Origin of the sequence: Shewanella sp. 5_MG-2023, from assembly GCF_030547465.1 — a bacterium.
Taxonomy (GTDB): Bacteria; Pseudomonadota; Gammaproteobacteria; order Enterobacterales; family Shewanellaceae; genus Shewanella.
The window spans coordinates 17,983-30,925 of the sequence record NZ_JAUORC010000028.1 but is presented as its reverse complement, the minus strand read 5'-3'; the positions used below and the strand labels follow the sequence as shown (position 1 = coordinate 30,925).

The 12,943-nt window shown below is 42.1% G+C and carries 7 protein-coding genes; 6 read left to right on the top strand and 1 reads right to left on the bottom strand.

What is annotated here, in order from left to right; all coding sequences use genetic code 11:
• Positions 1 to 429 precede the first annotated feature (429 nt).
• The 6 genes from Q4557_RS16000 (at position 430) to Q4557_RS15975 (ending at position 10,517) form a co-directional block, all read left to right on the top strand.
• Positions 430 to 1,986 carry an ammonia-forming cytochrome c nitrite reductase subunit c552 gene (locus Q4557_RS16000; protein ID WP_303413917.1) on the top strand — a complete coding sequence of 519 codons (1,557 nt, stop codon included), beginning with the start codon at positions 430 to 432 and terminating at the stop codon, positions 1,984 to 1,986.
• Positions 1,987 to 2,387: 401 nt separating this feature from the next.
• Positions 2,388 to 2,762, top strand: coding sequence for a BlaI/MecI/CopY family transcriptional regulator (locus tag Q4557_RS15995; RefSeq protein ID WP_102436565.1), 375 nt, complete (start codon positions 2,388 to 2,390; stop codon positions 2,760 to 2,762).
• Positions 2,759 to 3,985 carry a TonB family protein gene (locus tag Q4557_RS15990; protein WP_241903462.1) on the top strand — a complete coding sequence of 409 codons (1,227 nt, stop codon included), beginning with the start codon at positions 2,759 to 2,761 and terminating at the stop codon, positions 3,983 to 3,985. Before Q4557_RS15995 ends, Q4557_RS15990 begins: the two co-directional genes overlap by 4 nt.
• A 138-nt stretch (positions 3,986 to 4,123) precedes the next feature.
• Positions 4,124 to 4,393: a hypothetical protein gene (locus tag Q4557_RS15985; protein ID WP_102436567.1), complete on the top strand. Its 270-nt coding sequence runs from the start codon at positions 4,124 to 4,126 to the stop codon at positions 4,391 to 4,393.
• A gap of 455 nt (positions 4,394 to 4,848) precedes the next feature.
• A complete protein-coding gene (locus Q4557_RS15980; protein WP_303413913.1) occupies positions 4,849 to 7,683 on the top strand; it encodes a hypothetical protein in 2,835 nt (944 codons plus the stop codon).
• A gap of 161 nt (positions 7,684 to 7,844) precedes the next feature.
• Positions 7,845 to 10,517 (top strand): TonB-dependent receptor, encoded by a 2,673-nt coding sequence (locus tag Q4557_RS15975; RefSeq protein WP_303413911.1) that lies wholly within the window; start codon positions 7,845 to 7,847, stop codon positions 10,515 to 10,517.
• Positions 10,518 to 10,856: 339 nt separating this feature from the next.
• Here Q4557_RS15975 and Q4557_RS15970 read toward each other — a convergent pair whose 3' ends face one another.
• Positions 10,857 to 12,791, bottom strand: coding sequence for a radical SAM protein (locus Q4557_RS15970; RefSeq protein WP_303413909.1), 1,935 nt, complete (start codon positions 12,789 to 12,791; stop codon positions 10,857 to 10,859).
• Positions 12,792 to 12,943: the final 152 nt, after the last annotated feature.

Sequence of the window (12,943 nt, the reverse complement as noted above, 5' to 3'; positions counted from 1 at the left end):
GATACTTTTATTTTAACAATATCGCTTCTTGTTAATTTTTTAATGCTGGTTTAATTTTCTTTTAAGCTTAATTTAAGAAAACATTTAATGTTATTCGGTATTTAAAATAAATATTAATTATGTTAACTTTCCTGTCATTGTTAGCTTATGTCTATGTTTTAATAGTTTTTTACATTATTTAGTCTTTCGTTATATTATAATTTGGTATTTGTATTATTATGTTTTATTTCTTTTTGTTGCGAATACCTCTAAAGTGGTATGGCTCTGTAGCAAGGTTATTGTATTGGATTAGAACATTGTCACATAAATGGTTTAAATAAATGTGTGTTTATATTGTCTGTGATATTAATTGTTAAGCTTTAATGAAAGAATTAAAGTTATAGCAATTGATGAATGCTAATAAATATAAATAGAGTTCCATTAGGAGTGATGATGAAATTACAAAAGCTAGCGCTAGCGGTGATGGTATCTGCAGTTTTTACAGGTACTGTAGTTGCTAAAGATGTTGATCTATACAAGAGTGAAAACTGGCAACAAACCTTCCCTGAGCAATATAAAACTTGGGCAGAAACTGAGCAGAGCACACCAGCTAATGGTGAGCTTGACGATCTTTTAGCGGCTAACCCAAACCTTGTTTCGGCTTGGGCGGGTTATGGTTTTGCTAAAGACTATAACCGTGCTCGTGGCCACCATTATGCATTAACCGATATTATTAAAACTTTGCGTGTAGGCCATCCAGTAGTTGGTCATGATGGCAAAGTGGTTGGTGAAGCAATGGCTGCTAGTTGTTGGTCATGTAAAAGCCCTGATGTTGCCCGTATGTATGACGAAGTGGGTGAAGGTAAATTCTCTGACAATGCATGGTCTACATGGGGTCATGAAATGTCTAACACAATCGGCTGTGCTGATTGTCATGAGTTAGGTAAAGAAGAGCTTAGATTGAGCCGTCCGTATGCCGATCGTGCGATGAAAACAATTGGTAAAGATTTCGCGAAGCAAGATTCAACCATGCAAGCCAGTCAAACCTGTGCTCAGTGTCATGTTGAATACTATTTTGATGGCACTGATAGCAAAAAAGTGAAATACCCAATGGATTACTGGGTACCAGGTGTTGAAACTGATTACAAAAAGTTTGTTAATTACACAGGTACTGACGGTTTATATGTAGGTTTTGCTGCTGAAGCACAACTTGCGTATTTTGACCAACGCGGCTTTAAAGATTGGACCAACGCAGTATCTGGTGCGCCAATGATTAAAGCGCAGCATCCAGAATTTGAAAACATGTTAGATAGAACAGAACATGCAATGGATGACCATTTAGAGTTTGGTTGTACCACTTGTCATATGCCGAAAGCGACTAACGCTAAAGGCGCTGAATTCTCTAACCATAAAGTGACTTTTGAAGCTGATAAATTGCCAGCAGACTGTCAATCTTGTCATGAAGCCGGTGACTTTAAAGAGATCCTTGATGAGCGTAAAGCTGAGATCACTAAGTTACGTTTCGATGCTAATGGCACCGACCCACGGTTAACTGAAGTACACTTTAAAGCACAAGCTATTTGGGCTGCTAATGGCATTAAAGGCCTAGAAGCTGGTCAAACTATTCCACAAGCAAAAGGCAACTATGAAGCTGCACTTAAAGCGAAAACACCATTAGCCGGTGAAATGAATAGCTTACTGACTAAAGTCAGAAATGCGCAATGGTTCTGGGATAGTGCAACAGCATCTCACGGTATTCATGCGCATAACCCGACTGAAGCAGTACGTTTGCTTGAAAAATCTAATAGCATTTTAGATGCAGCATTGACTGAAGCTAATGCATTACTAGCCAAGTACGCACCTAGCTACAAGTATGATGCGACTAAGTACGACACTAAAGCGAAGGTACAACCTTTAGTGGGTCTTGACTTAGAAGCAATGCAAGCGTCTAAAGAAATATTCTTAGATAAGCGCGTTAAAAAAGAATGGCCAGCAGAGCTTAAGTAAGCTCGCTAGTTGATTGAAATGAAATAGACTTTCCATACTGTTTATTTAAATTCAATCACAGTACAGATAGCCATTAAAACCAATGCCAGTCGATGTAAATCGACTGGCATTTTTGTTTTGATTTACATCACTTTATTGTCGCTTAAGCTGCATTTTCACTTACTGGCATGTTGGCCATAGTCTCCATTCACGAATATAGCTGTTCAAAAAAACTGCAAATAAGGTGTTGCTTAATTAGGATTACGATTGTAATCTTAATTGGAGATTACAACCGTAATCCTAATGTTTGAAGCAAACTTTATTGAAAGAAGCAGTATTTCAAACATCTTTTATCCAACACTGCATTGAAAAAACAGTATTGAAAAAATAGCATCGAAAACAAATAGCATTGGAAGTAAACGATGAAAGACATCAGCAATAGCGAACTATTAGTCCTTAAACAACTTTGGCAACGGGCACCTTTAACATCAACTGAAGTGGTTGATGCTCTGGCATTAAGTCATGACATGCATGAAAAAACCGTTAAAACCTTAATTAACCGCTTAGTAAAAAAGCAGGCGATTAGTTTTGAGAAGCAAGGTCGGGTTTACCATTATTCACCATTGATTGTTGAGCATGACTACACAGCTAAAGAGTCCGAATCATTTGTTGAACGTATGTTCTCTGGCAAGTTAACCCCTTTAGTGGCGGGTTTTGCAAAGAACAATAAGTTATCAGCTGAAGATGTTGCTGAATTAAAGTCATTACTTGATGATTGGCAGCAGGAGCAAAAATGATGCTGAATTGGTTTATGGAACAAACCGTAATATTAACGCTATTTTGTTTACCGATGATGGTGTTTCATCGGGTTATTTTGGCAAAAATCGGTGCCCATTATACTTATGTGTTATGGAGTTCAGTGCCGATACTATTGCTAATTTCAGTAGGTCAGCTGTGGTTTCCTGAGGGCTTTATGCACCTAAAGCTTTCATGGTTGTCATTGCCTGAGCCTGCTGCAGTCATGCAGCATTATCAAGTGCTTGCCACTGATACTATCAAGCTATCTTCTATGCTCATTAGCTCACTGTATCTCGACTACTTATACATCGCGATTATGAGCTTGTTATTATTGAGTATGGTGTACCAACAGACTCAATTTAATCCCATTGTGGCCTCAGCGGTTAAAGTCGCTGAAACCAATAAGGGGGTTGATATATTGGCTCATGAATCCGTTCAGTCTCCAATGCTGGTGGGGTTATTGTCACCTTGTATTCTGGTGCCGTTAAATTTCAAATCATTAGATATTAATCAACAGCAAGCAATCATCGCTCATGAAGCGTTCCATCATCAGCGTAAAGACTTATGGTGCAATGTCATTGGTTGTAGCGTGCTATTGATGTTCTGGTTTAATCCGTTGATGTGGTTTGCTTACAGGCGTTTTAGACATGACCAAGAGTTGTCGTGTGATGCTCAAGTAACATCAGAAATGGATAAAAATAATAAAATTGCCTATAGCCATGCGCTATTGGCCTACTCGCAACATGTTCCTTTGAGCATGTTACACACTCACTATGGAGATAAAACCATCTTAAAAGAAAGGATTATACAGATGAAAAAACAGCACGGAAAAAACACACTCGTCATCATGGGGATCACCCTAGCATTAGGTATCAGTGGATTAATAATAAACCAGCAAGTTCATGCCGGTTCACAAGCTAAGCAAGCGGAGACACATGTTGTCCCTACAATGCGTATAGACCCTATTTATCCTGCTAAAGCGGCAACTGCAGGGCTCAATGGCTATGTGCAACTGGAGTTTGATATTAGTCAATCCGGTAAAGTGTCGAATGTTGCAGTGATTAAGTCATCTCCTACAGGTGTATTTGACCAATCAGCTAAAGATGCCTTATCACAATGGGTTTATAACGAATCAGAAAATGGCGTTAAAAATGCACAAGTGCAGCTTGATTTTGTCATCCATGAGCCTGCTGCAGATGTAGAGCGCATTAAAGTGAACTAATGATAAGTGTCAGCAATACTCGTTTTTTTGAGTATTAACTGAGAGGTTTAGCTTGATCACCTAAACCTGAATTGATCATAAATTAGCATGTGAAATATAGGTTGTTGGTTAAGATAAGGCTTATTTATTATCCCCATCATGATGGCTTACACTGATTTACTTAACCCTGATGCCGGTTTAATGGCGTTTACGTTTGCCATAGTGCAAACCGCGACCTTTATTGTCGTGATAGCCATTTCGATAGAAGGTTATCTATTACGACCGCTTAAACCGATTGAGCGAGTGCTGGCAATAGCCGTGGTACCTTGGGTATTGTTTAACCCGTTAAGTACTGGCTTTGTGGGCGTATTAGTGATTTTAGGTCTGATTGGCGTGCAGTGGAAAACACGTGCTGTGGTAGCGGCTTAAATCGAAATAATAGCGAACCAGTTTATTCTAAAGTACTGTTATTAAGCAGTATTTTTAGGCTATTTTAATAAATCGGTTTGTTGTGTATCTTGCGTTTAATTTTCATTCCAACCTCAAATCTGCTTAGGGTAGTAACAATTGTCTAATTGAATGATGACTATATTGATAATTCAATTATTAATGATAAAACGTCACTTATTCAACTCAAAAAACAGACTTTTTCAACTCCAAAAAACACACCACAAGACACCTAGGTAAAATAATTGTTAATAATGTGACAATAAAAAGTAACTCAAACTGCTCAGTAAGTCTCTGTTTTTATTATCTATTAATATTTATATCATATTAGTGAAATTTCACTGTCATTTTTACGCAGTCTTTTTGTCATTTTTGCGGGTTAGTTTGTCGTCCATTGAAACAACTTAACTCGCTTACACCCGTCTTCGGAGATGACAATGGAACTGAAAAAAATGTTTAAACTTAGTGCTGTATCAGCTGCGCTTTCTGCAACCTTATTACTTGCGGGCTGTGGTGGCGATATCAATATTGATACGGGTTCACAAGAGCCGACTAACCCTACAAATCCAACGGATCCAACCACACCGACTGAAACGGACCAACAACTTGCTTACGGCGGCTTTGCAGAAAAAAGCACTACGATAGCGGCTATCGATGGTAAAGAAGTGTGGGTGTTAACAGGCACACTGGCACCTTCTACTGCAGCTTCAACAGTAAAGGTAGGTGGTCAAGATGGCGCGAACATCATTTTAGGAAACGATGTGGTGTGGATGCTTGATGGTGCAGTTATCGCTGGCGGCGATAAAGCTGACTCGGTTGAATTATCAATTATGGCTGGCACTAAAATTATTGGTGGTAGCGAGTCTTATTTAGTCATTAGCCGTGATTCAAAAATTATGGCCGAAGGCACAGCTGACGCGCCAATCGTATTTACTTCCCTTGAAGCGGCGCTAGGCCAAACTGGCGAAGCGGGTCAATGGGGCGGCTTAGTCGTTTTAGGTAACGCACCTGTTAACTCATGCCCTGATTTAACCAGTTGTGATGCTGCATTTGAAGTGGGTAACCACAACTACGGTGGTGATAACACTGAAGATAACTCAGGTGTTATTCAGTATGTTCGGGTTGAGTTTGGTGGCTTTAAAATCAACGACACCCAAGAAATGAACGGTATTAGTTTCGCGGCAGTTGGCGCAGGTACAACTGTTGATCATATCCAAATTCATAAAAATAACGATGACGGTGTTGAGTTTTGGGGCGGTAACGTTTCGCTTTCACATGTGGTGTTAACTGAAAACTTTGATGACTCTCTAGATTGGACTAACGGTTGGCAAGGTAGTGCCCAGCACGTTTATATCCGTCAAGAGGATAACGGTTCAAACCGTGGTATCGAAGGTGACAGCAACAGCAGCGCTGATGCTGAACCACAGTCTATGCCTACATTAGCTAACTTCACCATTCAAGTGGCTAACGGCACTAACAGTGGTGGTGATGACGCTGAAGGTATTTTACTGCGCAAAGGCACGGCTGTTAACGCATACAACATGCTGGTTAAAGGCGATGTTGATTCTGGCGAATGTTTAGAAATCAATGACGACAATACAGTTGATACCGCTGAAGCTGGCAACTTAAACATGCAAAACAGCTTAATCGATTGTGTTGAGCCGTTTAAGAGTGCCAAGGTTGATGCTGATAAAGGTTACACCAAAGCTTACGACGTTGAAGCTTGGTTTATGGCCCAAGAAGGTAACTTAGCCGGTGCTGCAGATTTATCAGGGTATATGCCTAATTCATCTTCTGTTGCTTTAACTGGCGGCGCAGCTGATTTAGCTAACATGGATGACCGTTTAGATGATGCCCAATATATCGGCGCATTTAATGGCAGCACTGACTGGACGGAAGGCTGGACCACGGCCATTCATGAAGATGTAGCGCCTGCACCAACTGAATTACCAGTTTTAACATCTTGCCCTGTAGGCACAACTTCAGAAGATGTGGTTGCAGGCCTTTATAAAGATGACAGCGTGACTTTAGTCTGTTCAATCGAAGGTAACATCACCACCAATACAACACTGCTTGCTGGTCAAAACGTGATGTACAAAGTAGATGGCGGCGCGGTGATTGTAGGTGGTGATAACGCAGACTCTGCAACACTGGCAATTCAAGCGGGTACGCAATTATTTGCGACCGACAACAGCTACATCGCCATTAGCCGTGGCTCTAAAATCATGGCCCAAGGCAGTGCTGAGCATCCAATCGTTATGACCTCTCAGCAAGATGTAATAGCTGGCGCAGAAGGTGAGCGTGGTCAGTGGGGCGGTTTAGTTATTCTGGGTAATGGCGAAACCAACAAGTGTCCTGATAAAGACAACTGTGATGTGTCATTTGAAGTGGGTGATTTCCCATACGGCGGTAATGACAATGCAGATAACAGCGGTCAAATCAGCTATGTGGTAGTCAAATACGCCGGCTTTAAAGTCAATGATACCCAAGAAATGAACGGCATCTCATTTGCGGCAGTGGGCAGTGGAACCCAAGTTGACCATATTCAAGTCCATGCAAATGGCGATGATGGTGTTGAGTTTTGGGGCGGTGCAGTCAATCTTAAATATGTTTACCTAACGGATAACTTTGATGACAGCTTAGATTGGACTAACGGCTGGCAGGGTAAAGCACAGTACGTGTATATCACCCATGAAGATGGTCAAGCTAACCGTGGTATTGAAGGCGATAGTCATAAAGGCACTGACGACACGCCGATTTCAAACCCAACTATCTCTAACGTAACAATTCTTCCTGGTGCTGATATTGAAAATGCCAGTGGCGATAAAGGCGAAGGCATCATTCTTCGTGTTGCTACTCGTGCATCAATTCACAACCTATTGATTCAAGGTCGCAAAGGTGCAACTTCTGAGACTGAATCAGGTGAGTGTTTAGAACTAGACGGTACTTACGCAGGTCTTGTTACCAACGTTAACGATGAAACATTAGTGATGTCTCACTCTGTTATCGACTGTAACGAGCCATTCAAATACAGCTCTGACAACACAGATACAACCGATGCGGTAGACACGCAGGCCTGGTTCTTAGCTCAAACAGGTAACTCTGCTCAAGAAGTGACGTTAACTAATGGCATGCCTGCTGGCACTGACACTGTGTTATTGGGTACGGGTCTTGATATGAGTACGACTGACACCTTCTTCGAATCAACTGATTATATCGGTGCATTCGATGGCCAAACTGATTGGCGTGAAGGTTGGGCTTTTATTAAATAAAAGCGAGTAGTAAACCTTAGGCATCGGGGAGTGAGTACTCCTCGATGCTGCTTAAAGTCCGATTAGATAATCAAAATAGTTAGTTAAATTTACATTAATTGTCACCGGTGTATCACATCTTAGTGGCGCGACCTGAACTGTGTACAGGATTGAAAAACGTTATGAAAACCAAGCCGAGTTTTATCGCTAATAAGCTAAGCCTAGCTGTTGTTACTGCTATTTCTGCAGCTTCTCTTTTTGCAACACTACCAGCTTACTCGGAAGAGACACCAGCTTATGATCCTGGTGAAGATTTCCCTATTGAAGTCATTGCGGTAACGGGGCGTTTACGTAGCTCTGCCTCAGAAGCGATGGAAGAGCGCCGTGAGCAACCCGCCGTGGTTGATATTATGGGCGCAGACCAGATTTCTCGCACCGGAGATAGTGATGCCGCCGCCGCGCTTCGACGTGTTACCGGATTAACCCTGAAGGATGGCAAGTTCATTTATGTACGTGGTTTAGGTGAGCGCTATTCTAGTACATCATTAAATGGTGCGGTTGTACCATCGCCAGACCCTACCCGTAATGTGGTACCGCTGGATATGTTCCCAGCCTCTATCATTGAATCTTTATCAGTACAAAAATCCAGTTCAGCCAGCACGCCAGCTGCATTTGGCGGTGGTCATGTTGATATTCGTACTAAATCTATTCCTGCAGACTTTTTCTTTAAAGCGTCAATAGGTGGCCGTTATAACACTAATGATTCTGATGACACTTATACCTATAACGGTGGCGGCGATGATTGGACTGGCCAAGATGATGGCACTCGGGCAATGCCAAACAGCATTAACGAGGTGACCAATCAATATGGCGGAATTAGCCCCATTGATATTGTTACTGGTTCAAATGGCACAATTGATTTTGCCAGTGCTCAAGCCATTAACCGTGGTTTAGCCAATGATATGTATCGCGACATGACGGTATTTACTGAAAGTACGGACCCTGGAGTTCGCGGTAATATCGCCATTGGCGATCGCTGGGACTTAAGCGATGACATCATTTTCGGGATGATGGCAGCAGGCTCATATAAACAACAAGCTGAAAACTACACCAAGCGCGAAGTTGAGCTAGATGGTGATGAGAACAAGGTACAAATCGAAAACTCAAAAGACGTCATGGGCACCGATTCAATTGTACAAATGTCAGGCATGGTTAACTTAGGTTTAGAAATTGGTTACGACCATAAAATTCAAACCTTCTCGACTTATTTACGTGATACATCTGATGATGTTTCAGTGGCCATCGAAGAAACCATTGATACCATCGCCGAGCCTAATGCACTGCAGGTTTATGATATTGCTTATGAAGAACGTAACCTTATCAGTAACCAAATTCAAGGTGAGCATTTCTTTGAATACTTATGGGATTTAGAAGCCAACTGGATGTACTCCAATGCTAGATCTAAACGCTACGCGCCTAGCGAATTATCGTACACCTATAATGTAATACTTGATGATGCAGATGGTATTACTAGCCGTAACTTAAATACCCAAGATGCGCCTAAATATGTTTATAGCCGCCTTGATGATAATACTGAAAACTACAAATTTGATTTAACCCTACCCGTTGAGTTTGGCATGAACGTGCTAAAAATCAGTGGTGGTTATGAGTACTTTGAACGTACCCGTGAAAGCTTTGCCACGCGATTGGGCTTTGATGTCGGCTTAAGCCCAACAGACCCCAATGGCGATATTCTAGCGGGTGACTTTGACAATATATTTTCTGATGACAACATTGCCAATGACACGCTTGATTTAGAATTAAAAGACGCCTCAACCGACACCGAAGATTATGTCGCCGCTGAAATGATAGACGCCAGTTTTGTCAATTTTGATGTGGATTTTGATGATGTATGGCGCTTAACCGCAGGTGTGCGTTATGAAGATTTTCGCCGCGTGACATTGCCATTAACCCCAGATGGTGAGATTTCAGATGAAGGTGGTCGTTACGATATTGAAGACTACGCAATTGCAGAAGACGGCTGGTTTCCTTCATTGGCATTAACCTGGAAATCATCAGATGAAAGCCAATGGCGCTTTGGTGCCAGTAAAACCTTGGTTCGCCCAGACTTACGTGAAGTGGCGCCAGTGCGGTTTCAAGACCCAATTACCGGATTTGATTTCTTTGGTAACCCAGAACTTGAAAGCTCAGATATCTATAACCTAGATGTACGCTGGGAATACTACTCAGAAGATGGCGCAAACTTAAGTGTTGGTGGCTTTTATAAAGACGTTGCAGCACCCATAGAAGCGATTCAACGTATCTCAGAAGCGGGTCGTCAGCTTAAGTTTTACAACGCTGAGTCAGGTTATATCTACGGTATCGAAACTGAGTTTTTACATGACTTAGGCTTTATTGGCAGCAATGGTAGTGTTTGGGAAGACTTTTTCGTAGCGGGTAACTTAACCCTAAGTGACTCAGAAATTGAAATTGCCAGTAATGGTGAAATTGACCCAACCAATAATAAGCGCCGCATGACAGGCCATTCTGAGTGGGTTGCCAACATGCAGTTAAGCTTTGATTCGTCTAATGAGTCTCACAGTGCAACCTTAGTGTATAACGTGTTTGGTGAGCGTATTGCTTATGGTGGCCGTGGCGGTTTAGATGATGTGTACGAGCAACCCTTTCACAGCTTAGATTTTAGCTATAGCTTTTTACCTACTGAAAGCTTTGGGGTGAAATTTAAAGTGAAAAATATCCTAGGTGAAACCACCGAATACGACCAACAAGATGTGGTGGTATACGCGAAAGAGCCTGGCACAGAATTCACTCTGCAATTTGATTACCAGTATTAATACTGGAGATTAACAAGAGTGACAACAGGTACTGGTTTTTAGCATTTTTACCTCATCCTTTAAATGCTAAAAGCCAAGTGCACAGTGTGATATCTAGGTGTTTGGAACGCGCCAATATCGCACGCTTCTTTATCAGTAAGCGTTATTTAAGACTACGTGACTTAACAAAGAAGTTGGCAGCTTTGCAAAAGGCTGTATGCAGTATGTAAAATAAGCTGTAAAAGTAACAGGCCACTTTCTTTTGGAACAAGAAAGTGGCCTTTTTATTGGCTAGCGCTTTTAGTTATAAGCGCTGTGAGTTATAAAATTAGCTCGTTAGCTATGAGCCTTAATAGCAGATCATTCTTCACTGCTGTCGATCAGATTGCTAATCGCTTTTGAGATCAGATCTTTTTTCATGCTAGTGCGAGCGACACCTTGTTCAAACCAAAAACTCATCGGCTGATCAAACCCAATACCATGCATGTAATTGTAAATCGCTTTACGCAGCCCTTCACCTAACATCTCATGATCAGTACCGGTAGGATCGCTAAAATCGACATCATTTTCAGCGAATAAAACTTCAGGGCGATCGCTAAGAGTAATACCAAATTTTTCTGGATTCATACCAACAGGGCTGTGGATCGTGGCCACAAAACGGTGCCAATAGGCAGACTGGAAACAACCTTGCTGCATCATCTGTCGCACCATTTCCAATGAATCCACCGTTTCTTGCTCGGTTTGAGTCGGAAAGCCATACATCAAATATGCGTGCACCATAATACCGGCATCGCTAAAGGCTTTAGTGACTTGGGCAACGCGCTCAACACTGACGCCTTTTTTCATCAGTTTCAATAAACGATCAGACGCCACTTCAAGGCCGCCACTGACCGCGATACAACCAGAGTCGGCTAGCAATTGACAGCGGGCTTGGCTAAAGGTTCTTTCAAAACGGATATTACCCCACCAACTGATCACCACGTTGCGCTCAATTAAGCGTTTTGCAAAGGCAAATAAGGTTTTTGGTGGCAGCGCTTCATCGACAAAATGGAACCCTGTTTGTCCGGTTTCTTCAATGAGTTGCTCAATGCGATCAACCAGAATATCAGCGCCAGCAGTATCGTAGCGATCGATATAGTCCAAACTGACATCACAAAAGCTACATTTACGCCAGTAACAGCCATGGGCGATGGTGAGTTTATTCCAGCGGCCATCACTCCAAATACGGTGCATTGGGTTGAGCATTTCACACAAAGACAGATATTCGCTCAATGGCAAGCCATCGTATATCGGAGCGCCGACTTCCACCTGCGGGATATCGTGGAGTTCTGGGTTTTCATTAAAGTGAACGTAAGGCTCGCCATTGTCATCTTCGGCAAGGAAGTAAGTTCGCACTAAATCATCGACTTCACGTTGGCCTTGAAAGTATTCCAGCAGGGTGATTAACGGGCGTTCGCCGTCATCAAGACAGATAAAGTCGATAAACTCAAATACCCGAGGATCTTTGAGTGCCCGTAGTTCGGTATTGATAAAACCACCGCCGATGATGATGGGGATCTCTGGATTAATGGCTTTACAGGTTTGGGCAATACGTAACGCGCCGAGCATATTACCGGGAAAAGGCACGGTTAAGGCTACAACGCTAGGTTGGGTTTCTTCTAAATAGTGCTCAACCAATTGCGCTAAAATTTCTGAGCTAAAGGTTGGCTCGTCCATCAAGGTATCGTAAAGGTTATCAAAGCTTGGATTAGCCGCAGCTAACTGCTCGCCATAGCGGCTCACTTCAAAGTAAGGATCAACCCCTTGAGTGATGACGCTGGAGAGATCGTTAATAAATAAGGTCGCGAGATATTTGGCTTTATCTTGAACGCCAAGATTACCAAAAGCGGCTTGCAGTACATCGCCTGATACCGCTTCCATTTGCGCAATGGCTTCAAATGCTGGGCCTTCAGGTAAAAATCGGCGCGAGTTAATCCGCAGTGCAAGACTGGGATCTTTACCCTGTAAAAACCGAATCGCGCTCTCAACAGTCAAATGATAACGATCAAATTCAGCCAGAAAATTATGGATAGCATCAGGTAATTCATCGTCTTCAAAGTGCTCGAAATTAGCTTCCACATGTTGACGAATAATGTCCAGCGCAGGCGCAGTCATCATTTCTAGGAAAAGCTCAATGGCAGGATCACGCTGCACTGCTTCATAGCCTCTCGTACGCAAAAAACCAGTCAAATAGGCTGTTGCCGGATAGGGCGTATTTAACTGGGTCATAGGTGGAGTCATTAGAAGAACGGTCATAGCCTGCCTTTAATAGTAAAACTTGAGTGCACTGAACTAAACTGATTGTCAGCCCGAGCTAGGTAAAGAATGTGGCAATAATACAGTTGCCAAAAAATAAGCTGGGATTCTAACAAATGGCCAAGGGAAAAACCCGTAAATTAGCCAATTGA

Excerpts from the sequence above, each read along its gene's own strand:
- Q4557_RS16000 (WP_303413917.1), top strand. The coding sequence starts at position 430 with ATGATGAAATTACAAAAGCTAGCGCTAGCGGTGATGGTATCTGCAGTT.
- Q4557_RS15995 (WP_102436565.1), top strand. The coding sequence starts at position 2,388 with ATGAAAGACATCAGCAATAGCGAACTATTAGTCCTTAAACAACTTTGG.
- Q4557_RS15990 (WP_241903462.1), top strand. The coding sequence starts at position 2,759 with ATGATGCTGAATTGGTTTATGGAACAAACCGTAATATTAACGCTATTT.
- Q4557_RS15985 (WP_102436567.1), top strand. The coding sequence starts at position 4,124 with ATGATGGCTTACACTGATTTACTTAACCCTGATGCCGGTTTAATGGCG.
- Q4557_RS15980 (WP_303413913.1), top strand. The coding sequence starts at position 4,849 with ATGGAACTGAAAAAAATGTTTAAACTTAGTGCTGTATCAGCTGCGCTT.
- Q4557_RS15975 (WP_303413911.1), top strand. The coding sequence starts at position 7,845 with ATGAAAACCAAGCCGAGTTTTATCGCTAATAAGCTAAGCCTAGCTGTT.
- Q4557_RS15970 (WP_303413909.1), bottom strand. The coding sequence starts at position 12,791 with ATGACCGTTCTTCTAATGACTCCACCTATGACCCAGTTAAATACGCCC.